This is a genomic window from Paracoccus sp. S4493 (assembly GCF_000967735.1).
GTDB lineage: Bacteria > Pseudomonadota > Alphaproteobacteria > Rhodobacterales > Rhodobacteraceae > Paracoccus > Paracoccus marcusii.
In genome coordinates this window covers 66,144-88,787 of sequence record NZ_JXYF01000020.1, presented here as the reverse complement: position 1 = coordinate 88,787, position 22,644 = coordinate 66,144, and the positions used below count along the sequence as shown (strand labels likewise).

24 protein-coding genes, 1 tRNA gene and 1 riboswitch are annotated in these 22,644 nt (G+C 69.0%); of the genes, 10 read left to right on the top strand and 15 right to left on the bottom strand.

What is annotated here, in order from left to right:
• Together TW83_RS04325 and TW83_RS04320 are read left to right on the top strand one after the other, a co-directional pair.
• Nucleotides 1–1,263, top strand: a 1,263-nt coding sequence (locus TW83_RS04325) for an FGGY-family carbohydrate kinase (RefSeq protein WP_045981539.1), incomplete at its 5' end; no start/stop codon positions are given.
• On the top strand, nt 1,260–2,912 hold the full coding sequence (locus TW83_RS04320) for a glycerol-3-phosphate dehydrogenase/oxidase (RefSeq protein ID WP_045981538.1): 1,653 nt from the start codon (nt 1,260–1,262) through the stop codon (nt 2,910–2,912). The genes TW83_RS04325 and TW83_RS04320, both read left to right, overlap by 4 nt.
• Here the strand turns inward: TW83_RS04320 and TW83_RS04315 are convergent.
• Together TW83_RS04315 and tgt are read right to left on the bottom strand one after the other, a co-directional pair.
• Nucleotides 2,894–3,364 (bottom strand): 6,7-dimethyl-8-ribityllumazine synthase, encoded by a 471-nt coding sequence (locus TW83_RS04315; RefSeq protein WP_045981537.1) that lies wholly within the window; start codon nt 3,362–3,364, stop codon nt 2,894–2,896. The two genes, TW83_RS04320 and TW83_RS04315, sit on opposite strands and share 19 nt — an antisense overlap.
• 72 nt (nt 3,365–3,436) lie before the next feature.
• Nucleotides 3,437–3,570, bottom strand: a riboswitch (FMN riboswitch).
• 67 nt (nt 3,571–3,637) lie between these two features.
• Nucleotides 3,638–4,768, bottom strand: coding sequence for a tRNA guanosine(34) transglycosylase Tgt (gene tgt / locus TW83_RS04310; protein ID WP_045981536.1), 1,131 nt, complete (start codon nt 4,766–4,768; stop codon nt 3,638–3,640).
• A 127-nt stretch (nt 4,769–4,895) separates the two neighbouring features.
• On the opposite strand from tgt, the gene TW83_RS04305 reads away from it, so the two are divergent.
• The 4 genes from TW83_RS04305 (at nt 4,896) to TW83_RS04290 (ending at nt 6,633) form a co-directional block, all read left to right on the top strand.
• A complete protein-coding gene (locus tag TW83_RS04305) occupies nt 4,896–5,252 on the top strand; it encodes an SUF system Fe-S cluster assembly protein (RefSeq protein WP_045981535.1) in 357 nt (118 codons plus the stop codon).
• A 76-nt stretch (nt 5,253–5,328) separates the two neighbouring features.
• A complete protein-coding gene (locus TW83_RS04300) occupies nt 5,329–5,700 on the top strand; it encodes an iron-sulfur cluster assembly accessory protein (protein WP_045981534.1) in 372 nt (123 codons plus the stop codon).
• Between the two features lie 57 nt (nt 5,701–5,757).
• Entirely contained in the window at nt 5,758–6,504 is a 747-nt protein-coding gene (gene tpiA / locus TW83_RS04295) for a triose-phosphate isomerase (RefSeq protein WP_045981533.1), read from the top strand.
• Between the two features lie 52 nt (nt 6,505–6,556).
• Nucleotides 6,557–6,633: transfer RNA gene (locus TW83_RS04290), tRNA-Arg, on the top strand.
• A 7-nt stretch (nt 6,634–6,640) separates the two neighbouring features.
• On the opposite strand, the gene TW83_RS04285 is transcribed toward TW83_RS04290, so the two are convergent.
• From TW83_RS04285 to TW83_RS04235, 11 genes are all read right to left on the bottom strand, one after another.
• Complete coding sequence (locus TW83_RS04285; protein WP_045981532.1) at nt 6,641–7,285, bottom strand: ceramidase domain-containing protein; 645 nt, start codon at nt 7,283–7,285, stop codon at nt 6,641–6,643.
• 1 nt (nt 7,286) lies between these two features.
• Nucleotides 7,287–8,459, bottom strand: a complete 1,173-nt coding sequence (locus TW83_RS04280; RefSeq protein ID WP_239441283.1) for a YeeE/YedE family protein — start codon at nt 8,457–8,459, stop codon at nt 7,287–7,289.
• 112 nt (nt 8,460–8,571) lie between these two features.
• Complete coding sequence (locus TW83_RS04275) at nt 8,572–10,668, bottom strand: M10 family metallopeptidase C-terminal domain-containing protein (RefSeq protein WP_052714618.1); 2,097 nt, start codon at nt 10,666–10,668, stop codon at nt 8,572–8,574.
• A gap of 15 nt (nt 10,669–10,683) precedes the next feature.
• Nucleotides 10,684–11,052 carry a hypothetical protein gene (locus TW83_RS04270; RefSeq protein WP_045981530.1) on the bottom strand — a complete coding sequence of 123 codons (369 nt, stop codon included), beginning with the start codon at nt 11,050–11,052 and terminating at the stop codon, nt 10,684–10,686.
• 95 nt (nt 11,053–11,147) lie between these two features.
• Nucleotides 11,148–11,834, bottom strand: a complete 687-nt coding sequence (locus TW83_RS04265; RefSeq protein ID WP_045981529.1) for an ABC transporter ATP-binding protein — start codon at nt 11,832–11,834, stop codon at nt 11,148–11,150.
• Nucleotides 11,834–12,574 (bottom strand): ABC transporter ATP-binding protein, encoded by a 741-nt coding sequence (locus tag TW83_RS04260; protein WP_045981528.1) that lies wholly within the window; start codon nt 12,572–12,574, stop codon nt 11,834–11,836. Before TW83_RS04260 ends, TW83_RS04265 begins: the two co-directional genes overlap by 1 nt.
• Nucleotides 12,571–13,515, bottom strand: a complete 945-nt coding sequence (locus TW83_RS04255) for a branched-chain amino acid ABC transporter permease (RefSeq protein WP_045981527.1) — start codon at nt 13,513–13,515, stop codon at nt 12,571–12,573. The genes TW83_RS04260 and TW83_RS04255 overlap by 4 nt, the downstream gene beginning before the upstream one ends.
• Nucleotides 13,512–14,429 (bottom strand): branched-chain amino acid ABC transporter permease, encoded by a 918-nt coding sequence (locus TW83_RS04250; protein WP_045981526.1) that lies wholly within the window; start codon nt 14,427–14,429, stop codon nt 13,512–13,514. The genes TW83_RS04255 and TW83_RS04250 overlap by 4 nt, the downstream gene beginning before the upstream one ends.
• A 4-nt stretch (nt 14,430–14,433) precedes the next feature.
• Nucleotides 14,434–15,597 carry an ABC transporter substrate-binding protein gene (locus TW83_RS04245; RefSeq protein ID WP_045981525.1) on the bottom strand — a complete coding sequence of 388 codons (1,164 nt, stop codon included), beginning with the start codon at nt 15,595–15,597 and terminating at the stop codon, nt 14,434–14,436.
• 177 nt (nt 15,598–15,774) lie between these two features.
• On the bottom strand, nt 15,775–16,515 hold the full coding sequence (locus TW83_RS04240; RefSeq protein ID WP_045981524.1) for a MipA/OmpV family protein: 741 nt from the start codon (nt 16,513–16,515) through the stop codon (nt 15,775–15,777).
• Nucleotides 16,516–16,642: 127 nt separating this feature from the next.
• Nucleotides 16,643–18,508 carry an ABC-F family ATP-binding cassette domain-containing protein gene (locus TW83_RS04235; RefSeq protein ID WP_045981548.1) on the bottom strand — a complete coding sequence of 622 codons (1,866 nt, stop codon included), beginning with the start codon at nt 18,506–18,508 and terminating at the stop codon, nt 16,643–16,645.
• Nucleotides 18,509–18,629: 121 nt separating this feature from the next.
• On the opposite strand from TW83_RS04235, the gene TW83_RS04230 reads away from it, so the two are divergent.
• From TW83_RS04230 to TW83_RS04215, 4 genes are all read left to right on the top strand, one after another.
• Complete coding sequence (locus TW83_RS04230) at nt 18,630–19,826, top strand: GTP-binding protein (RefSeq protein WP_045981523.1); 1,197 nt, start codon at nt 18,630–18,632, stop codon at nt 19,824–19,826.
• Nucleotides 19,823–20,455 carry a DUF1826 domain-containing protein gene (locus TW83_RS04225; protein WP_052714616.1) on the top strand — a complete coding sequence of 211 codons (633 nt, stop codon included), beginning with the start codon at nt 19,823–19,825 and terminating at the stop codon, nt 20,453–20,455. The genes TW83_RS04230 and TW83_RS04225 overlap by 4 nt, the downstream gene beginning before the upstream one ends.
• Complete coding sequence (locus tag TW83_RS04220; RefSeq protein ID WP_045981546.1) at nt 20,455–20,718, top strand: DUF6525 family protein; 264 nt, start codon at nt 20,455–20,457, stop codon at nt 20,716–20,718. Before TW83_RS04225 ends, TW83_RS04220 begins: the two co-directional genes overlap by 1 nt.
• Nucleotides 20,719–20,815: 97 nt before the next feature.
• Nucleotides 20,816–21,793, top strand: a complete 978-nt coding sequence (locus TW83_RS04215) for a zinc-binding dehydrogenase (RefSeq protein ID WP_045981522.1) — start codon at nt 20,816–20,818, stop codon at nt 21,791–21,793.
• Nucleotides 21,794–21,817: 24 nt separating this feature from the next.
• Here TW83_RS04215 and TW83_RS04210 read toward each other — a convergent pair whose 3' ends face one another.
• Both TW83_RS04210 and TW83_RS04205 read right to left on the bottom strand, forming a co-directional pair.
• Nucleotides 21,818–22,174, bottom strand: a complete 357-nt coding sequence (locus TW83_RS04210; protein WP_045981521.1) for a YigZ family protein — start codon at nt 22,172–22,174, stop codon at nt 21,818–21,820.
• The gene (locus TW83_RS04205; protein WP_045981520.1) at nt 22,174–22,590 is read right to left on the bottom strand and encodes a Fur family transcriptional regulator; all 417 of its coding nucleotides are present in this window, start codon (nt 22,588–22,590) and stop codon (nt 22,174–22,176) included. Before TW83_RS04205 ends, TW83_RS04210 begins: the two co-directional genes overlap by 1 nt.
• Between the last annotated feature and the right edge of the window lie 54 nt (nt 22,591–22,644).

The following is a 22,644-nucleotide window of genomic DNA, read 5'->3' as shown; positions in this document are numbered from 1 at the left end:
GCGCATGGTGACTGGCTGTATCTGCTGGACCGGGCGGGCGCGCCTTTGGGGCCGGGTATCCTGTCGCTGGACAGCCGCGCGGGCGGCGTCGCGGATGGCTGGGTCGCGGACGGGACCGCCGCGCGCGCGCTGGCGCGGACGGGGCAGATGCCCCATGCCTCGGCGCCGTCGGCGATCCTGGCGTGGCTGCGCGACCATGACCCCGCGCGGTTTGCCGCGATCGGGCATGTGCTGGCCTGCAAGGACTGGCTGACCTATCGCCTGACCGGCCGCATCGGCACCGACCTGACCGAGGCCAGCACCGCCTTCACCGATGTCGCGACCCAAGGCTTCGCCCCCGACATCCCCGGCATCTTCGGCCTGCAGGGCCTGCCCTCGCCTGACATCGCCCTGCCCGACCAGGTCGTGGGCCATGTCACGGCGGATGCGGCCGCCCTGACCGGCTTGGCCGTGGGCACGCCGGTCAGGGCGGGCCTGCATGACGTGACCGCATCGGCCCTGGGCTCGGGCGGGTACGGGCAGGGCTGCGTCGCCATCGTCGCCGGCACCTATTCCATCAACGAGACCGTCACCGACCGACCCCTATCCGATCCGCGCTGGTTCTGCCGCAATGGCATCGCGCGGGGCGAATGGAACGCCATGTCGATCTCTCCGGCGTCCGCCGCGAATTACGACTGGTTCCTGGACAGCCTGTGCCGCGAGGGGGGCGACCAGCCCGCCCATCTGCGCGTCATCCCGGAAATCGAGGCCGCCCTGGCCCGCCCCTCCAGCGCGCTGTTCCACCCCTACCTGTTCGGATCGCCGCACGGGGCGCAGGCTAGCGCGGGCTTCTTCGGCCTGCGCGGCTGGCAGGATCGCGGCGACATGCTGCGCGCCGTGATCGAGGGCATCGCCTTCAACCACCGCCACCACGTCGACGCCCTGCGCGACGGGTTCGCCCCCAGAGCGGCGCGGCTGACCGGCGGTATTTCCCGCGCGCCGGTCTTTGCACAGCTCTTCGCGGATGTGCTGGACATGCCCGTGACCGTCAGCGCGACCGAGGAGGCCGCAGCCTGGGGCGCGGCGCTGTGCGCCGGCGCGGGGGTCGGGATCTTCGCCTCGCCGCGCCACGACCCGCGCGACATGGGCGCGATCAGCACCACCCATCACCCCGACCCCGCCCGTGCCGCCGAGATGGCGCGCCGCTTTGGGGTCTTCACCGACATCGCCGCCGCCATAGCCCCGCTGTGGCCGCGGATCGAGGCCCTGCAGGACATCCCATGACCCAAGACATCGACGTGCTGATCCTGGGCGCGGGCATCAACGGCGCAGGCCTGTTTCGCGATCTGTGCGAACAGGGCGTCAACGCGGTGATCGTGGACAAGGCCGATTACGGCGGCGGCACCTCGGCCGCACCCTCGCGCCTGATCCATGGCGGCATCAAGTACCTCGAGACCGGAGAGCTGCGCCTGGTCGCGCAATCCACGCTGGAACGGAACCTGCTGCTGAAAAACGCGCCGCATCTGGTCAGGCCCCTGCCCACGGTCATCCCGATCTTCTCCTGGCTGCGCGGCATCGGGCCGGCACTGCGCACGCTGATGGGGTCGACCACCGCGCCCCGCAGCCGCGGCGCGGTTCTGATGAAGGCGGGGCTGGCCATGTACGACTTCTATGGCCGCCGCCACCGGGTCATGCCGCGCCATCAGCTGTGGTCGCGCGCCCGCGCTTTGCGCGAGATCCCGCCCCTGACCCCGCGCATCAAGGCCGCGGGGCAGTATTACGACGCCGCCGTCACCCTGCCCGAACGGCTGGTCTGGGAGCTGGTCGCGGACGGGCTGCGCGCCAATCCCGCCGCCCGCGCGCTGAACCACACCGCGCTGACCGGCACCGACGGCGACGTGATCCACCTGACGGGTCCGCAGGGCGCGCTGTCCCTGCGCCCCCGCATCGTGGTGAACGCCGCCGGTCCCTGGATCGACCGCGTGAACGCAGCTCTTGGCGCGCCCACGCGCATGGTCGGCGGCACCAAGGGCTCGCACATCCTGTTGGATCACCCCGAACTGCTGGCCGCGCTGAAGGGCCGCATGATCTATTTCGAGGCCGATGACGGGCGCATCTGCCTGGTCTTTCCCTATCTGGACCGCGCGCTGGTCGGCTCCACCGACATCCGCGCCGACGACCCCGACGACGTGGCCTGCGACGATGCCGAGATCGCCTATTTCCTCGACGCGCTGCGCGGCCTGCTGCCGGGGCTCAGCTTCGACGACAGCCAGATCGTCTATGCCTATTCCGGCATCCGCCCCCTGCCCGCCTCGGATGCGGCCAATCCCGGCCTGATCAGCCGCGACCATTCCGCGCCGGAGATCGCCCCCGACGCCAACCGCCGCTGGCCGATCATCGCGCTGGTGGGCGGCAAATGGACCACCTTCCGCGGCTTCGCCGAGGAGGTCGCCGACGATCTTCTGGCGCGCCTAAACGCGTCCCGCCGCATCGCCACCGACAGGCTGCCCATCGGCGGTGGCCGCGATTACCCGGCCGATGCGGGCGCGTGGAGCGACGATGCGGCCCGGCGCACCCTGGCCGCGCCCGCCCGCGCGCGCCATCTTCTGGCGCGCTACGGGACGACGGCGGCGGCGATCCTGGCGGCCGAAGGCGCGGCGCCCATCATGCTGGCCGACAGCGATCACAGCGAACAGGAGCTGGGCTGGATCATCCGGCACGAACAGGTCGGCGCCCTGGCCGATCTGGTCATGCGCCGCACCGCGCTGGCCGTCACCGGGCACCTGTCGGCCCGCGATCTGGCGCGCATCGCCGATCTCTGCGCGGCGGCGCTGGACTGGGACGCCGCGCGGCGCGACCGCGAAGTCAGGGAAACACAGGCGATGCTGCTGACGCGGCACCGCCTGCGAATGGATCAGGCCGCGTCGGCCTGATCCAGACGGGCCAGACGCCCCTCGACGGCCAGCATCTGCGCGACCGCATGGGCGGCCTCGGCGCCCTTCTTGACGAAATGCTCGCGATAGAAACCGGTCAAGAGCTCGGTCTCCTGATAGTTGTGCGGCGTCAGCGAGACCGAGAACACCGGCACGCCCGTGTCCATGCCCGCCTGCATCAGGCCGCTGACCACCGCGCCCGCCACGAAATCATGGCGATAGATGCCGCCATCGACCACCAGGGCCGCGGCCACCACGGCGTCATACTTGCCGGTCAGGGCCAGCTTCTTGGCCAGCTGCGGCATCTCGAAGGCGCCGGGCACGTCCCATGCCTCGATCTGCGCACCGGGCATCAGGCTGGCGGCCTGGGTCAGGAAACCTTCATGCGCGCGGTCCACGACATCGGCGTGCCAGCGCGCCTTGATGAAGGCGATACGGGGGGATTTGGTCATCTTTCAGGAACCTTACGTAAGTTGCGTCAGGCCCCCAAGGCATACCACCACGCGCGCCGGGGTGGCACACGGGGCGGTTCTCTTCCATCCGGACTATACCGTCGGCCCCGGAATTTCACCGGATCTGCTGACCCCCCTGCCATGGCAAGGGGCGCTCGCGGGCTGTCACCGCCGGTGGGGAATTGCACCCCGCCCTGAGAACACCGTCAAGATAACGCCCCAGCCCGCCCGCGCCAAGGCCCGCACGGGGAAAAACCTTCCAAATCCGCGACGTCACACAGGTTCGATATCACCTTCCGCGCGGCGTGCGTGGAATTCGGCCACGAAGGCGTCCAGACGCCCCGCCGCGATCGCGTCGCGCAGCCCCGCCATAAGCTGCTGATAGTAATGCAGGTTGTGCCAGGTCAGCAGCATGCCGCTGATCATTTCCTTGGCACGGAAGACGTGATGCAAATAGGCGCGGGAATAGCCCGTGCAGCAGGGGCAGGTGCAATCCTCGTCCAAGGGACGCGGGTCGTCCTGGTGGCGGGCGTTCTTGATGTTGACCTGACCGCGCGGGGTCCAGGCCTGACCCGTCCGCCCCGACCGCGAGGGCAGGACGCAATCCATCATGTCGATGCCGCGCTGGACCGCGCCCACGATGTCGTCGGGCTTGCCCACGCCCATCAGATAGCGCGGCTTGTCCTCCGGCAGGAAGCCGGGCGCGTAATCCAGCACGCCGAACATCGCCTCCTGCCCCTCGCCCACGGCCAGACCGCCGACCGCGTATCCGTCAAAGCCGATGGCCTGCAGGGCCTGGGCGCTCTCCTCGCGCAACTCGCGCGTGACGCCGCCCTGCATGATGCCGAACAGCGCGTGGCCCGGACGGTCGCCGAAGGCGTCGCGCGACCGCTGCGCCCAACGCATCGACAGGCGCATCGACTCGGCCACCGCCTCCTCGGTCGCGGGCAGCGCGGGGCATTCGTCAAAGCACATCACGATGTCGCTGCCCAGAAGGCGCTGGATCTCCATGCTGGTCTCGGGCGACAGGAAATGCTTGGACCCGTCCACATGGCTGGAGAAGGTCACCCCCTCCTCGGTCAGCTTGCGCAGGCCCGCCAGCGACATCACCTGAAACCCGCCGCTGTCGGTCAGAATGGGCTTCGACCAGTTCATGAACCTGTGCAGCCCCCCCATCCGCGCCACGCGCTCGGCGCCGGGGCGCAGCATCAGGTGATAGGTGTTGCCCAGCAGGATGTCCGCGCCAGTGGCCGCCACGCTGTCGGGCAGCATCGCCTTGACCGTCGCGGCCGTCCCCACCGGCATGAAGGCCGGGGTGCGGATCTGGCCGCGCGGCGTGTCGATGACGCCTGTGCGCGCCGCACCGTCGGTCGCCTGGAGGGTAAAGTTGAAACGCGTGGTCATGGGTCCGCCCGAGCATTTGGAACCGGGCGCTTGTAGCGCCGCCCCCCGCCCGGCGCAATGTGGGGCGCCCACTGGACCGCGGGCGGTCGGTGCCCTATATAATCGGTCGGAATTGAAGGATGCTCCGATGACCGAACCCCTGATGGAAGGCGCGCCCCTGATCGCGCCGTCTTCGACCGACCATCCCCTCTACGAACCCATCGTCGAGGCGTGCAAGACCGTCTATGACCCCGAGATCCCGGTCAACATCCACGACCTGGGCCTGATCTACACGATCGACATCAACGACGCCTCCGAGGTGCGGGTGATCATGACCCTGACCGCGCCCGGCTGCCCCGTCGCCGGAGAGATGCCGGGATGGGTCGCCGATGCGGTCGAGGCCGTGCCCGGCGTCAAGCAGGTCGATGTCGAGATGACCTTCCAGCCGCAATGGGGCATGGACATGATGTCCGATGAGGCGCGTCTGGAACTGGGCTTCATGTGATCGCCGGCCGGGGGGCGGTCTTGAACCGATGCCCCCCGGATGACTATCTTGAGGCCAAGCCCGAAAGGATATCGCCATGTTCGCCATGCCCGGCACCCCTCCCGTGACCATCACCCCCGCCGCCGCCGCCCAGATCGCGCGGCTGATGGCGGGCAAGAACGCCTATGGTCTGCGCATCGGGCTGAAGAAGGGTGGCTGCGCGGGCATGGAATACACGATGGAGCTGGCCGAGACCCCCACCGCGAACGAAGAGGTGGTCGAACTGGACGGCGCGCGCGTCATCATCGCTCCCATGGCGCAGATGTTCCTGTTCGGCACCCAGATCGACTATGAGACCGGCCTGCTGGAGCAGGGCTTCCGGTTCCGCAACCCCAACGTCACCGACAGCTGCGGCTGCGGAGAGTCGGTGAACTTTGCCCCGATCGAGGGCAGCCGCGCGCAGAGCTGAGCCTTGCGCGGGGGCGGGACGCTGGCTAAGCCTGTCCCGAACCCACGGAGGACCCCCATGGCACCGCGCAAACTTGCCGCTGGAAACTGGAAGATGAACGGCGATCTGGCCGCGCTGGATCAGCTGGACGACATGGCCGCCGCCGCCGAAGGCGCGACCTGCGACGTCCTGATCTGCCCGCCAGCCCTGCTGATCCACCCGATGATGGCCCGCATCGGCGCCAGCGACCTGCTGGTCGGCGGGCAGGATTGCCACCATGCCGACAAGGGCGCCCATACCGGTGACATCGCCGCCCTGCAGTTGCGCGACGCGGGCGCGACGCACGTCATCCTGGGCCATTCGGAACGCCGCGCCGATCATGGCGAGACCGACGCCATGGTGCACGCCAAGGCGCAGGCCGCCCATGCCGCGGGCCTGACCGCCATCATCTGCGTCGGCGAAACCGAAGCCGAACGCGACGCCGACCGCACCCTGGACGTGATCGCCACGCAGCTGGCCGGGTCCGTCCCGGACGGCGCCAACGCCCGCAACACCGTCCTGGCCTATGAGCCGGTCTGGGCGATCGGCACCGGACGCACGCCGACGCTGGATCAGATCGCCCAGGTGCACGCGCTGATGCGCGACCACCTGTCCGCGCGCCTGTCCGACGGAGCCGATGTCGCGCTGCTCTACGGTGGCAGCGTCAAGCCCGCGAATGCGGCCGAGATCTTTGCCATCGCGCATGTGAACGGCGCGCTGGTGGGGGGCGCCAGCCTGAAGGCCGCCGACTTTGTCCCGATCATCATGGCCCTGGACGCCGCCTGATCGATTTTCACCATTGCGTCGCCTGACCCCGCCGGGTAATCAGGCGGCGCGTGCACCCGTAGCTCAGCTGGATAGAGCGCTGCCCTCCGAAGGCAGAGGCCAGGGGTTCGAATCCCTTCGGGTGCACCAAGATCCCCTAACCGATCCGATGCCGCCGCCAGACCTCGATCATCCATGCCAGCATGGTCGCGTTCAGGATGTGCCACATGAAATGCGTGCCGATGGGCAGCACGGCGCAGCTGGCCTGGTCCAGCGTGCGGAAGGTCAGCGACAGCGTCAGCAGCCCCGCCCCGATCGCCAGGCCCCGCGCCACGCGCGGCTGGCGGTTCCGCAGCAGGACCGCATAGGCCAGGATCAGCACCGGCACCGGGGCATAGCTGGCCGACGATCCCAGCCCCGGCACCTGCGCGAACAGCGGCACCGTGATCGCCGCATAGGGGATGAACCCAGCCGTCACCAGCGCCGCGACCCAAGGCCGGGCGCCCAGATAGTCGCGTGTGGCGGCAAACACGTAGATCAGGATGAACGTCAGGATCGGCAGGACGTCCATCAGCCCGGTCAGTCCGTTGGCATGGGTGTGAAACAGCCAGGACCCCAGCCCGATGACGAACAGCACCCCGGCCAGCACGTGCCCCGTCGCCATGCACGGTCCCCGCAGGCGCCGCGCCATGACCAGAGCCGCCAGCAGAAAGGCCAGGTTGGTCAGCGCATTGACGGGTTCGGACCAGTATTCCGGCCCGGTGCGTTCGCAATAGGCGTCGACGGAGTCCAGCCAGTCCATCTCAGCCGTCGGCGCGGCTGGTGCGGCGTTCCATGAAGAACCACGGGCGCAGGGCCACGCCCAGCATGTTGCCCGCGAATGCCGCCACCGCCCACAGATAACCGTGCAGGCTGCCCGACGCGATCCCCGAGAAATAGGCCCCGATGTTGCAGCCATAGGCGATGCGCGCGCCGTAACCCAGCATCAGCCCGCCCACGACCGCGGCGATCACCGACCGCAGCGGGATCCGCAGCGACGGCGCGAACCGACCGGCCAGCGACGCGGCCAGCATGGCCCCCGCGATGATGCCGAAATCCATGACCGAGGTGACGTCCGAGAACACGCTTGACTGCAGCGCCTCGGCATTGGCGGGGCGCTGCCAGTAGCCCCAGGCGGTGGGGTCGATGCCGATGGCCTGCGCGATCTTGGCCCCCCACAGCGCAAAGGCCGAGGTGATGCCCCAGGGCCGCCCCGAAATCGCCAGCGTCAGGAAGTTCAGCACCACCAGCGCCACCGCGCCACCGACCAGCGGCCAGGGCCCGCGCAGCCAGCGCGCCATGCCGTGACGCTCACTTTCGGGGGGCTGCTCCAGCGTGCCGTGGCGGTTGCGTTCGACCCGCATCGTGATCAGCGCGATCGCCCCGAAGATGGCCAGAGAAAGCGCGATCCCGCCCCAGGGACCAAGCGGCTGCCACAGGGCGACAGGCTCCAGCGCGGGCAGGCTGGCCCACCAGTCGAAATGGACGGTGCCCAGCACCGACCCCACGATGAAGAAGACCAGCGTGATCAGCATCCGCGCATTGCCGCCCCCGGCGGTGAACAGCGTGCCGGAGGCGCAGCCGCCGCCCAGCTGCATGCCGATGCCAAAGATGAACGCCCCCGCGATCACCCCCAGCCCGGCCGGAGAGACCAGGCCCCGCACCTCGTTCCCGAACAGCGTTCCCGATGCCAGGGCCGGAAAGAACAGCACCACCGCCATGGCCAGCAGCAGCATCTGCACCCGAAGGCCCCTGCCCCGGCGGTCCAGGATGAACACCCGCCACGCGGAGGTGAACCCGAACGCCGCATGGTACAGCGACATGCCCAAGGCGCCGCCCACCAAGAACAACGCGCCCTGCGCCGCCCCCTGGGTCAGCGCCAGCGCGATGGTGCCAAGCGCCAGGACAACCAGTGCGCCGGTTCCGGGAAGGCCCAATCCGGGGCGGGGGGTCAGGGTCTGTGCGTATGCAATGGCCGGTCCTTGTCATCGGTGTTGGCAGGCAGATGGACCCGGTCGCGGGGAATTTGCAAGCCCCGCGCGGGCCGCCTCACAGCAGGAAGCTGTCGGCGTCCAGCTGCAGCCTGCCGCTCAGGCGGATCAGCATGTCCGGCAGGCGGTCGCCGTCCACGTCGACCAGCACGCGGGTCATCCCGTTCGCGTGGTCCCACCGCACCGAGGCATCCCCCGCCAGCGGCCCGCGTCCGACGTAGTCGACATCCAGCGCCCGCAGGTCGATCACGTCCCGATCGGGGTCGAAATCGACGATCAGGTCCGGCGCGGCAAGGCTGCTGTCGGCGGCAGAGAAGAACCGGAACGTGTCCGCGCCCAGTCCGCCCGCCATCGAATCAGCCCCCAGCCCGCCGACCATCGTGTCGTTGCCCTGCTGGCCGAACAGGCGGTCGTTGCCCCAGCCGCCATCGACGATGTCGTTGCCCAGGCCTCCCTCGGCCCGATCATGGCCGGCACCGGCGCGGATCGTGTCGAACCCCGCCCCGCCGCGGATCAAGTCGTCGCCCGCCCCCGCCAGGATGATGTCCGCGCCGTCGTCGCCATAAAGGCCGTCGCGTCCGGCCCCCGCGGTCAGGTGATCGTCCCCTGTCCCGCCCGCCATCGCATTGTCGCCCTGCAGGTCGGTCAGCACGTCGTTCCCGGCATCGCCGAACAGCCGGTCCGCACCGACATCCCCCAGCAGGGTGTCGTTCCCCGCGCCGCCATGCAGGATGTCGTTGCCCCATCCGCCCGACAGCCGATCGTGGCCGCCCATGCCGCGCAGGACGTTGCCGGAAGCGTTGCCATGGACCTCGTCATTGCCCGATCCCGCGACATAGCCCTCGATCACGGTGTTCTGGGCGATCTGCAGATTGCCGCGCAGGCCATAGATGTCCGACATGGCCCCGGGACGCAGATCAACCCGCTGCGCCTGTCCGTCGTTGGAGAAGTTCAGAACGTCATGGCCGCCTGCGTCATAGATGGTCATCGCCACGCCGCGCGCGTTCTGGACGGTCTGGTGAGAGCCACCGTCCTGCGCCGAGAACACGCGCCCCAGCCAGCTGCTGCCCAGCGTATGGCCCACGCCATAGACCGTGTTGCCCGCGGTCAGCGACCCCGCACCCGCGGCGCCGTACAGGCGCTGGATGGCGATGATATCGGCGGGCATCAGCGACGCCAGATAGGCGCCGCTGGCGGCGATGTTGGGGTTCTCGTCCTGGCCGAAATAGGACATCACCGAGGCCTGCCAGCTGTCGTTCACGAACCATGCGTCATCGGCGAAATTGCCGCTGCCGTTATAGGGGCCCTGGTGCCCCAGGCCCAGCGCGTGACCGATCTCGTGCACGTAGGTCTGATAGGAATAGGTGCCGATGCGCGCGCCATCCTGCGAGATCCAGTCCGTGGAGACGTTGATCGACGACCGCAGGATGCGCCCGCCCATGATCGTCGACTGGGCAAAGGCCCCGTCCTGGTTGTCGTCGAAGGTGATGTCGGCATCGCCGCGCTGTTCGACGAAGCGCAGGTTGGCGACAGCCGACCAAGCCTGCATCGCGTCGCGCGCCAGCGCCCGGCCCTGCGGCGTCAGGCCGCTGAAGTCATAGGTGATGATGTTGTCGCGCGACATGTCGAAGGACCGCGCAGACTGTCCGGTATCGGCCCAGAAGCCGTCGGTCAGATAGGTGGCCAGCTCTGCCATCGGGGCGGGCCGGGGCACGGGCGCCTCGGTCACGACCAGCTGATAGCTGCCGGTGCCCGCGGAATAGGCGCCCGCGTTCACGTAATAGGTCCCGGTCTGCGTGGGCGCGATGGTGATCAGGCTGTCCATCCCCGGCCCCCCGTCGTCGTTCACGGCGACCACGCGGCCATCGGGGCCGCGCAGTTCCAGCAGGGGGTCCGACAGGCTGATGCCGTTCAGGGCGATCCGATAGGTCGTGCCAGCCTCCAGACGGACGGCCACCCAGTCATTGTCGCCCGAAAATCCGACCGTGCCGTTGAACACGTCCCCCGGCGCCATGCGATAGGGGGTTCCCCGCCCCCCCGGCGCGTCGCCCTGTTCGCGCAGCGTCGCGCTGAGCAGATCGACGGTGGAACCCGCGAACTCCGACCCGGCGCAGGATTTGTCATAGGGACGAAGGTTGGCGCAGATCTGGCACATGCGTGCGGCTCTTTCCTAATCGGGCAACCCGTATCGCAGCAGGTCGCGGGCAAAGCTGGTGAAATCGTCGGGCTGCAGGTCCCGGTCCGTGACGCTGAAATCCATCCGCTGGCCGGGCCGGTCGCCCTGGTCGGTCACGCGGTCCAGCTGTGCGGACAACGCCGTGGGCCCCGTGGCCAGGACACGCAGGCGAATCCCGCCCTTGGGGTCCTGGGCGCGCAGCGCGTCGCACAGGGCATCGGCCTGGGTCATGTCCACGCCTTGGGCCGGGGCGCATTGGACGGTCGGTGCCTCACCGCCTCCGCCGGCATCGACGCGGCAGGCGGCCAGCATCAGCGGCGCGAAAGCAAGACCGAGGGTCACGATTCGCGCGGACGGACGCATGATGAATTCCTGAAAAAAACGGGCGGCAGTCGCCGCAGACTAATGCATCTTATTATGTTGCGCAGGCCGCGCCGGTAAAGGGGGATGTGCGTCCGTCAGACGCCCAGATGCCGTTCTGCCACAGCGGAATCGTTCAAAAGCTGCGCATTGTCGCCCGACCAGACGGTGCGGCCCTTCTCGATCACCACATGGCGGTCGGCAAAGCGGGTCAGGGCCGACAGGTTCTTGTCCACGATCAGAATCGCCTCGCCCTGGTCCTTCAGGCGCGTCAGGCAGGACCAGATCTCGTCCCGGATCAGGGGGGCCAGGCCTTCGGTCGCCTCGTCCAGCACGATCAGGCGGGGGTTGGTCATCAGCGCCCGCCCGATGGCCAGCATCTGCTGTTCGCCGCCAGACAGTTCGCTGCCCTTGTGGCCCATGCGTTCGGACAGGCGCGGGAACAGCTCAAGGACGCGCGGCAGGGTCCAGTGGCCGGGGCGCGCGGTGGCGATCAGGTTCTCGCGCACGTCTAGCGTCGGAAAGACCTGCCGCCCCTCGGGGACCAGGCCAAGGCCCGCCCGCGCGATGCGGTGCGGCGCGGCGCGGGTCACGTCGCGCCCGTCGATGCTGACCCGCCCGCCCCGCGCCGCCAGCAGGCCAAAGATCGTGCTGATCGTCGTGGTCTTGCCCATGCCGTTGCGGCCCAGCAGGGTCACCACCTGCCCCTGCCCGACCGACAGGTGGATGTCGTGGAGGACCTGCGCCTCTCCGTAACCGGCCTGCAGCCCCTCGACGACCAGCATTACGCATCCCCCAGATAGGCGGCGCGCACCGCCGGATCGGCGCGCACCTGATCGGGCGTGCCGGTCGCGATGATCCGGCCATAGACAAGCACGCTGACCCGGTCGGCCAGCGCAAAGACCGCATCCATGTCATGTTCGATCAGCACCAGCGTCACCTGCCTCTTCAGGCCCGCCATGACCTGGACCAAACGCTCGGCCTCGGCCCCGCTGGTCCCGGCCAGGGGCTCGTCCAGCAGCAGCAGGCGCGGGCGCGTGGCCAGCGCGATTGCCAGTTCCAGCGCACGTTTCTCTCCATGCGACAGGCTGCCGGCGCGGGTGTCGGCGCGGTCGGCCAGACCCACGCGAGACAGCGCGTCCCGCGCCTGTGCGTTCAGGCCGTTGTCCCGTGCGACGGGGGCGAAGAAGCGGAAGCTGCTGCCCGCATGGGCCTGCACGGCGGTGGCCACGTTCTCCAGCACGGTGAAGCCCGGCAGGATCGAGGTGATCTGAAAGCTGCGCGACATGCCCGCCCGAACCCGCGCGGGCATGGGGCGACCCATCATCTCGGCCCCCGCAAAACGGACCGAGCCCGCATCCGACCCCGCCTGCCCCGACAGCTGCGCGATCAGCGTGGATTTCCCCGCGCCGTTCGGGCCGATGATGGCGTGCAGCTCGCCCTCGGTGACCTCCAGGTCCAGATCGTCGGTAACCTTCAGCGCACCATAGGATTTGCGCAACCCGCGCACGGAGAGAAGGCTCATTTCGCGCGCCCCCTGAACAGCCCCGTCAGCCCGTCGCGCGAGAACAGCACCACCAAGATCACGAGCGCGCCGAAGATCAGCCGCCAGTGGTCGGTGAAGAGCGCCAGCCATTCCTCCAGCAGCAGCGCCAGCGTCGCCCCGGCGATGGCGCCCAACAGGTTGCCGATGCCGCCCAGGACGACCATCACCACCAGTTCCCCCGAGCGGTGCCAGTTCATGTAGGAGGGCGAGACGAAACTGGCCTGATTGGCCAGGATCACCCCGGCGATGGCCGTCATCGCGCCCGAGATGACGAAGGCCGTCAGCTGGAACCGGAAGGGGGTGAAGCCCACCGCCTGCATCCGCAGCGGGTTTTCCCGCGCCCCCGTCAGCACGCGGCCGAACCGCGACCCGGTGATCGCGACACACAGCAGATAGAGCCCCGCCAGCATCGCCAGCGCCGCGTAATAGAGCACCCGATCATCGGCCAGCCAGTCCTGCCCCAGCACGGTCGACCGCGCCGTCAGCGTCACCCCGTCATCGCCGCCATAGGCCGACAGCGAGACGAAGAAGAAATAGGCCATCTGCGCGAAGGCCAGCGTGATCATGATGAAATAGATGCCCCGCGTGCGCAGGCTGATCGCCCCGGTCACCAGCGCGAACAGCGCGCCCGCGACCACCGCCACGCCCAGATGCGCGCCCAGATCGGTGATGCCCGCGCGCGACAGGATCGCCACCGCATAGGCACCGATGCCCAGGTAGGCCGCATGGCCAAAGCTGACCATGCCGCCATAGCCAAGGATCAGGTCCAGCGCCAAGGCGGCCATGGCAAAGGCCAGGATGCGCGTCGCCACCACGACCAGATAGGGGTCCCCCGTCAGCGCCGCGACCAGCGGCAACAGGGCGAAACCGCCGAAGATCGCCCAGGCCGCCACGCGGCGGCGCATCAGCCAGCGGGTCATGGGCGCGCTCCGAACAGGCCCTGCGGCCGGGCGGCCAGGATCGCGGCCATCAGCACATAGACCAGCATCGGCGCCAGCACGCGCCCGGTCTGGGCGGCGGCGGAGGGCTCCATCACCGCGCGCAGGATGATCGGGCCGAAGCTGCGGCCCAACGTGTCCACGATGCCCACCAGCAGCGCGCCCGCAAAGGCGCCCTTGACCGAGCCGATGCCGCCGATGACGATCACCACGAAGGCCAGGATCAGCACGCTTTCCCCCATCCCCGGATCGACCGACAGGATGGGTGCCACCATCGCCCCCGCGAACCCCGCCAGCATCGCGCCAAAGGCGAAGATCACCGTGAACAGCCGCCCGATATCGACGCCAAGCGCGCCCACCATCGCGCGGTTCGTGGCGCCCGCCCGCAGGCGCATGCCGATGCGGGTGCGCGTGATGACCAGCCACAGCCCCACCGCGACCGCCAGCCCCGCCGCGATCACTACCAGCCGGAACACCGGATAGCGCAGCGCACCCACCAGTGGCACCGACCCTGACAGCACATCGGGCGGCAGGATCGACAGCGGCGACTGGCCCCAGATGATCTTGACCAGTTCCGTCACCACCATGACCAGCCCGAAGGTCGCCAGCACCTGATCCAGATGCGGCCGGTCATAGAGGCGGCGAAAGATCAGCGCCTCCAGCACCAGCCCGATGACCAGCGTCGCGGGAAGCGTCAGCAGAAGGCCCAGCCCATAGCTGCCGGTCATGCCCGCGAACATCACCACCAGATAGGCGCCGACCATGTAGATCACGCCATGGGCCAGGTTCACGAAATCCATGATGCCGAAGACCAGGGTCAGCCCGGCGGCAATCAGGAACAGAAGGACCCCCAGCTGCACCCCGTTCAGCAGCTGCAGCAGGAACAGGCTGGTCATCGGCTCAGTTCATCTGGCAGTTGACGGCATAATTGTCCTGATAGTCGTCGAAGATCTTCTCGACGACCGAGGTGGCGAACTTGCCGTCCTCGCGCTGCACGACCGTGGTCAGGTAGAAATCCTGGATCGGGAAGTGGTTGGGACCAAAGCTGAAATCGCCGCGGACCGAGGTGAAGGGCGCCCCCTCCAGCGCCGCGATCAGCGCGTCGCGGTCGGTGCCGCCCGCCTCGCGCAGCGCGCCGTCGATCAGGCGCGCCGCGTCATAGCCCTGCATGGCATAGACGCCCGGCACATGGCCGTATTTCGCCTCATAGGCCGCGACGAAGGCGGCGTTTTCCGGCGTGTCCAGATCGGGCGCCCAGTTCGACCCGGCAAAGAAGCCCAGGGCCGCCTCGGCCTGCGCGGGAAGCGTCGCCTCGTCCACGGTGAAGGCCGACAGGAAGGGGATGCCCTCCAGCCCGGCCTGGCGATACTGGCGCACCAGGTTCACGCCCATGCCGCCGGGCATGAAGGCGAAGACCGCATCGGGCTGCATCGCGGCGATCTGGGCCAGTTCGGCAGAATAGTCCAGCTGACCCATCTGGGTGAAGATTTCGCCCGCGACGCCGCCGGTATAGCTTTTCTTGAAGCCCGCCAGCGCGTCCTGCCCGGCCTGATAGTTCGGGGCCAGCAGGAAGACGTTCTGGAATCCCTGCGCCTGCGCATGGGCGCCCATCACCTCGTGCATCTGGTCGTTCTGGTACGAGGTCGCGAAGAAGGCCTTGTTGCATTCCGCCCCGGCCAGGTTCGACGGGCCGGCATTCGGGCTGATCAGGATGCCGCCGCCCTGCGTCACCGGCTGCACGATGGCGCCCGCGACGTTCGAGAAGATCGGCCCGACCACGATGTCCGCGCCGTTCCGCTCGACCAGTTCGCGGGCCTTGTTGGCTGCGACGTCGGGTTTTTGTTCGTCATCGACCACGATGATCTCGGTGGGGATGCCGCCCAGATCGCCGATCTCCTCGGCGGCCAGCAGGAAGCCGTCGCGCGCCATCTCTCCCAGCACGGCGCCGGGGCCGGAGAGCGTCAGGAGCACGCCCACGGTCAGCGTGTCGTCCTGCGCCAGGGCCGGGGCGGCCAGGGCGGTCGTTGCGGCAAGCGCCGCGATCAGCGAACGGGTCTGGGTCATGGTGCGGTCTTTCCCTGTTGGCGGGGACCGCGTTGGTCGCGGCCCGGTTCGGATGCCTTGGCACCAGAACGCAACAGGCGAGCGCGACCTGTCAAGAAATTATTTCAGGCTTAAAACATTTGGCCAAGAAAAAGGGGCCGCGCCACACGCGACCCCGATCCCCTGACCCTGCGGCGATCAGAAGCCGAAGGAGAACCGACGCGTCACGCCAAGGCGCAGCGAGGGCTGGTATTCTTCCTGGACGACCGGCGAATCGCCGGCGTCGCCGATCAGCTTGCCGTAACGCACCTCGCCCAGGACGGCGGTGGTGTCGTTGATGGCATAGCGCGCCTCGAAGGTGATCGCGGCCTCGTTCAGACCGCCGCCGGGGGCGCTGGCGGGCAGGCCGCTGGTCACGCTTTCGGCGGGCGTCACGCCGAAATAGGTGTTGTTGAAATCGTCATTGCCATAGACGACCTCGGCCCCGGACCACAGGGTCACACGGTCGCTCAGCTCGGTGCGGTACTTTGCGCCGACCTCTCCGGTGATGCCCTCATGGCCCTCGAACCCGCGGCGCACGCTGCCATAGGCCGTCACCGGTCCCGCGCCATAGCTGACCCGCAGGCCCAGCTCATAGGCGCGGTCGATGTCGTCCAGCCCCGTCAGGGCCGCGTCGTCGCTGCTTTCACGCTTGCCCACGGTGCCAAAGGACGGCGCGATCGAGAATCCCTGCGCAGGGGCCGTGCCGACCGGACCGAAGCCCGCGTCGCGCCAGATGATCCACGGCGCGACCTCGGCATCCTCGGCACCGGGATAGGCCGGGCGCAGGGCCGCACCGACGCCCAGATCGACCGAGAACGTGCGCCCCCCGGTTGCCCCGAAATCCTGCGCATGGGCGGGAACGGCGAACAGGACGGCAAGGGCCAAGGCATATTTCATGGGGGCGATTCCGCGCAAAAAGGGCTTTCCGGGTATCTATGGCCGTGCCCCGCAACGCACAACCTGTCCGCGTCTCATCCTGGGCCATGCGCCGCATTTTCGCAACAGCGCGATGATCACCCCGCCGTCAGCCCTTTTCGGCCGCGTCCAGCTTTTCCAGCGCGGCCATCCACAGCTCCTCGGCAAAGGCCAGGGCGCGCACAGCCTCGGCCCGCTTCTTGCCCCATTTCTCGGCCTCGTAGGGATCGTTATAGAGGCCCGGATCAGCCAGCTTGACGTCCAGCTTGCCCATCATCTCGGTCAGCTTCTGGACCCGCTCCTCGGACTTGCGCACGTCCGACCGCAGGGCCAGCACCGCATCGCGGTTCGGCTTTTTCGGGGCGGCGGGCTTTGGCGCCTCGGGGGTCTTCTCGCCGGACTTCTCGGCGGGCGCGTCGCCCGACAGCAGGAACTTGCGGTAATCATCCAGATCGCCCTCGTAGGGGGCGACGGCGCCGTCCTTGACCAGCCACAGCCGGTCCGCGACCAGTCCCAGCAGGTGCATGTCGTGGCTGACCAGCACGACCGCGCCGGTGTAATCGTTCAGCGCCTCGGACAGGGCCTCGCGGCTTTCGATGTCCAGGTGGTTGGTCGGTTCGTCCAGGATCAGCAGATGCGGTGCGTCGATCGTGGCCAGCAGCAGCGACAGGCGCGCCTTCTGGCCGCCGGACAGGGCGCGGACCTTTGTCTCGACCTGCGCCTCCATCAGGCCGAAACCGGCAAGGCGGGCGCGCTGGCGCGCCTGCGCCTCGTTCGGGCGCACGGCGCGGATGTGGTCCAGCGGCGTGTCGTCCAGCGACAGCTCGTCGACCTGGTGCTGGGCGAAATAGCCGACGCGCAGCTTGTTCGACTGCACCACCTTGCCGGCCATCGGCGTCAGGCGCCCGGCCAGCAGCTTGGACAGGGTCGACTTGCCCTGACCGTTGCGGCCCAGCAGCGCGATGCGGTCGTCCTGATCGATGCGCAGCCCCAGGCGCGACAGCACGGTGCGGTCGCCATAGCCGACATTGACCCCTTCCATCGCGACGATGGGGGGCGACAGCTCCTCGGGCTGAGGAAAGCTGAAGCGGAAGAACTTGGCCTCTTCTGGCGCGGTGATCGGCTCCATCTTGGCCAGCGCCTTGACGCGGGCCTGGGCCTGGCGGGCCTTGCTGGCCTTGGCACCAAAGCGGTCGACGAAGCTTTGCAGATGCGCGCGGCGCTCTGACTGCTTCTTGGCCTCGGCGGCCTGCAGGGCGCGCTTTTCGGCGCGGATGCGGGTGAAGCTGTCATAGCCGCCGGTATACAGCGTCAGCTTCTTGTCCTCGACATGCAGGATATGGCCCACGGCGCGGTTCAACAGCCCGCGGTCGTGGCTGATGATGATGACCGTGTGCGGATAGCGGGCCAGATAGGTCTCCAGCCACAGCGCGCCTTCCAGGTCCAGATAGTTGGTCGGTTCGTCCAGAAGCAGCAGGTCGGGCTGCGCGAACAGCACCCCCGCCAGCGCCACGCGCATCCGCCAGCCGCCGCTGAAATCGCTGGTCGGGCGCTGCTGGTCTGTGGTGTCGAAGCCCAGCCCGTCCAGGATCGTCGCGGCGCGGGCCTCGGCCGACCAGGCGTCGATGTCGGTCAGGCGGGTCTGGATGTCCGCGATGCGATGCGCGTCCGTCGCGGTCAGCGATTCCGCCATCAGGGCGGTGCGTTCCTGGTCTGCCTCCAGAACGGTCTCCAGCACGGACAGCGCGGTCGCGGCCGATTCCTGGGCCACGCCGCCGATGCGGGCGCGCGTCGGCAGGCTGATGGTGCCGCCGTCCAGGCCCAGTTCGCCGCGGATCAGCTTGAACAGCGTCGTCTTGCCCGCGCCGTTCGGACCCACAAGGCCGACCTTGTGCCCTTCGGGCACGGATGCCGAGGCGCCGGCGAACAGCGGGCGGCCCTGGATGGAATAGGAGATGTCATCGATGTGCAGCATCCGCGCGGCATGGCCCATCGGGGGCGGGTCGTCAATGGGGCGGGCAAGGCAGGCTGCAGGATTGTCATCAGTAATGTTATACTATAGCTAACCTGACCAGCCACAGCACCGAGGACCTGCCATGACCCACGATCCCCGCCTGCCCGTCACCGTCCTGTCCGGCTTTCTGGGCGCCGGCAAGACGACTCTGCTGAACGCCGTCCTGAACAATCGCGACGGGCTGCGCGTCGCCGTCATCGTCAACGACATGTCCGAGGTGAACATCGACGCCGACCTGGTCCGCGCCGAGGGCGGCATGTCGCAGATGTCGAACGGCTGCATCTGCTCCACCCTGCGCGAGGACCTGCTGCTGGAGGTGCGCCGTCTGGCCCAGGCGGGGCGGTTCGACTATCTGCTGATCGAATCGACCGGGATCAGCGAGCCGCTGCCCGTCGCCACCACCTTCGAGTTCGCGGATGACAGCGGCGCCAGCCTGTCCGACGTGGCGCGGCTGGACACGATGGTGACGGTGGTCGATGCGGTGAACCTGACGGCCGACTTCTCCAGCCACGATTTCCTGTCCGACCGCGGAGAGGTAATGGGCGACGCCGATGCGCGCACGCTGGTCGATCTGCTGACCGACCAGATGGAATTCGCCGACGTGATCGTACTGAACAAATGCAGCGATGCCGGACCCGCCCGCGTGGACGCCGCGCGCAAGATCATCCGCGCGCTGAACGCCGACGCGCGCATCATCGAGACGGATCACAGCCGCGTCGCGCCCCGCGACATCCTGAACACCGGCCTGTTTGATTTCGACCGCGCCCATACCCATCCGATGTGGGCCAAGGAGCTGTACGGCCATGCCGACCACACCCCCGAGACCGAGGAATACGGCGTCGCCAGCTTCGTCTATCGCGCCCGCCAGCAGTTCGAGCCGCGCAAGATCCACGAGCTGCTGAACGGCCCCCTGCCCGGCGTGATCCGCGCCAAGGGGCATTTCTGGGTCGCCACGCGGCCCGACTGGGTGGCCGAGTTCTCGCTGGCGGGGGCGCTGTCCTCGGTCCGGCCCCTGGGGCAGTGGTGGGCCTCGGTCCCGCGCGACCGCTGGCCGACCCACCCCGAGGGGCGCGCCTATCTGGACGCGCATTGGTCCGACCCCTTCGGCGACCGGCGGCAGGAGCTGGTCTTCATCGGCACCGGCATGGACGAGGATCGCATCCGCGCCCGCCTGGACGCCTGCCTTCTGGGCGAGGAATGGGGCGACAACCCGGCCGGCTGGACCGCCCTGCCCGACCCCTTCCCCGCCTGGCGCCGCGCGACGGAGGTCGCGGCATGAACCAGCGCGTCGCCCTGCGCCCGACCCCCGCCCCCGCGACGGCGATGAACAGCGGCCACGATCCGCGCGTGCTGGGGACGATCGCGCTGCCCGGCGTCGCGGTCGCGATGTGGCAGCGGACCACCGATCCTGCATGGCAGGCCTGGCTGGATGCGTTGCCGCCGGACCGGTTGCCGCGTCTGCGCCAGACCCTGCGACCGCAGGACGCCGCGACGGCCCTGCGCCATGCCTGCGACGCGGCCGCGCTGGCGGATTGCGATCACCGCACGGCGCTGATCGACAAGATCGCCGAGCTGGCGCAGCACGCGGCGCTTTCCCTGGGCGCGTTAATGGTCACCCTGCGGGTCGAGGTCACGGATGGCCAGTCCTGTCCGAAATGGCATCTGGATGCAGTGCGCGCACGGCTGCTTTGCACCCTGCGCGGAGCGGGCACGCAGTTCGGTCCCGTCAGTGGTCCGGCCCAGGTCGACCGCATCCAGCAGATGCCCACGGGCACCGCCGCCCTGTTCCGCGGCCGCAGCTGGGGGGCCCAGCCGACGGGCATCCTGCACCGGTCGCCGCCCGCCATCCCCGGCCAGACGCGGCTGCTGGTCGTGGTCGATCCGGTGGAGGAGGCCGCATCGTGCTGATGCGCCGCTGTGCCAATCTGGGCCGGACCGCGCAGCGCCAGCGGCGGCGCACGTGCGACCCCATGGCGGCCTTCGACGCGCTGCCTGCGCCGCTGCGCGCCTGGCTGAGCCGCGCCGCCCTCCCTTGGTCGCCCGCATCCTGCCTGCGCATCTGGCAGCGACAGCGGGCGCGGGGGGCCACGATCGACCAGATCCTGGCCACCCTGGACCGGGCCGAGGCGCGGGCGCTGGCCCGCGAGGTTCCCGCCGAACGGGCCGCTTGACGCAGAGTCATCCTGTCGCCGCCCGCGCGCCGGCACTGGCAACGGCGGGGGGCAATGCCTAGGTCAACTGCAACGAACAGGACCGAAAGGATATCTTATGCGCAGCGTCACCCATGACCGCTTCGGCGAACCCGCCGACGTGCTGCAGTCGACCGACACCGACCGTCCCGCCCCGCAGGACGGCGAGCTGCTGGTCCGCGTGCTTCTGTCGCCCATCCACAATCACGACCTGTGGACCATCCGCGGCAATTACGGCGTGCGTCCCGACCTGCCCGCCACCGCCGGCAGCGAGGCCGTGGGCATCGTCGAGGAGACCGGCCCCGGCGTCGACCCCGCCCTGAAGGGCCGCCGCGTCGCCGTCGCGGGCCTCAAGGGGTCCTGGGCCGAATACGCCGTGGCCCAGGCCGCCGGCGCCATCCCCGTCCCCGACGAGATGCCAGACGCGGCCGCGGCCCAGCTGATTGCCATGCCCTTCAGCGCCATCACGCTGCTGGAATTCCTGCACGTATCGCGCGGTGACTGGGTGATCCAGACCGCCGCCAACGGCGCGGTGGGCAAGATCATGGCCGTGTTGGCGCAGTCGCGCGGCGTGCGCCTGCTGAACCTGGTCCGCCGCCCCGAAGCGGTCGAGGAACTGACCGCGATGGGCATGACCGACGTCATCTCGACCAGCGACCCGGACTGGGTGGCCAAGGCCCGCGCGATCATCGGCAAGGACGGCGCCCGCGCGGCGGTCGATTCCGTGGGCGGCGCGGTCGCGGCCGGTCTGGTCGACCTGCTGGGCACCGAGGGGCTGCTGGTCACCTTCGGTTCGACCACCGGAGAGGACCTGCAGCTGCCTGCTGGGCCGATCATCTTCAAGCACCTGTCCGTCAAGGGCTTCTGGGGTGCCAAGGTGATGCCCGCCACCCCGGCAGAGGATCGCCAGCGCATGTTCGGCGAACTGATCGGGCTGGTCATGGACGGCAAGCTGGACCTGACCGCGGGCGGCACCTTCGGACTGGACGAACCGACCCAGGCCGTCACCGCCGCCCTGACGCCGGGCCGCACCGGCAAGGTGATGTTCCGGCCCTGACCGAGGGGGTGACCCGTCGCCGGGTCAGCCCGCCCCCGTCTCGCGCAGGTAATGGCGCACCGCATCGGCGACATGCCGGAACCGGTCCCCGCCCAGATGCTTGCCGCCGTACCAGCGCGTGACGATGACCACATGATCCTGCAGGCCGGCGCGTTCCAGCATCTGCAGGATCAGCTGCCCCGCGCCGCTCTCCCCATCGTCGTCCTTGACGCCCTCTCCGCTTAGGATGGCGGCCCAGCTGTGATGGGTGGCCTTTTGGAACCGCTTGACCCGCGTCAGCTCGGCCAGCATCGCGGCCACCGCCGCCCGGTCTGCGGCATGCCCGCCCGACACCGCATAGCGCGACCCCCGATCGCTGATGATCTTGTCGAACACCTGCATCAGCGCCGCCGCACATACAGCTCCAGCCGGTGATGGACGATGTCATATCCCATCTCGGCGGCGATCTCGGCCTGAAGGCGCTCGATCCGTTCGTTGGTGAACTCCATGACCTCGCCGCTGTCCACGTCGATCATGTGGTCGTGGTGGCGCTGGTCGGCGGCCTCCCAGCGGGCGGGCTCTCCCTGGAATTCCAGCTTCTCGATCACGCCCTGCGCCTGCAGCGTCGTCAGCGTGCGATAGACCGTGGCCAGCGACACCCCCGCCCCGGCGGTGACCGCGCGGGCATGCAGCTCGGCCGCGTCGGGGTGGTCCTCGGCCGCGGCGATCACCTGCAGCAGCGCCGCGCGCTGGCGCGTGACGCGGACCCCCGCATCCCGCAACGCCTGCTCCAACCTGTCCGCACGCCGTCTGGTCATGCGCGCATTCTGCCGCAGGCGCTGTCCAGTTGCAACTGGTTCTCAACTGTTGAC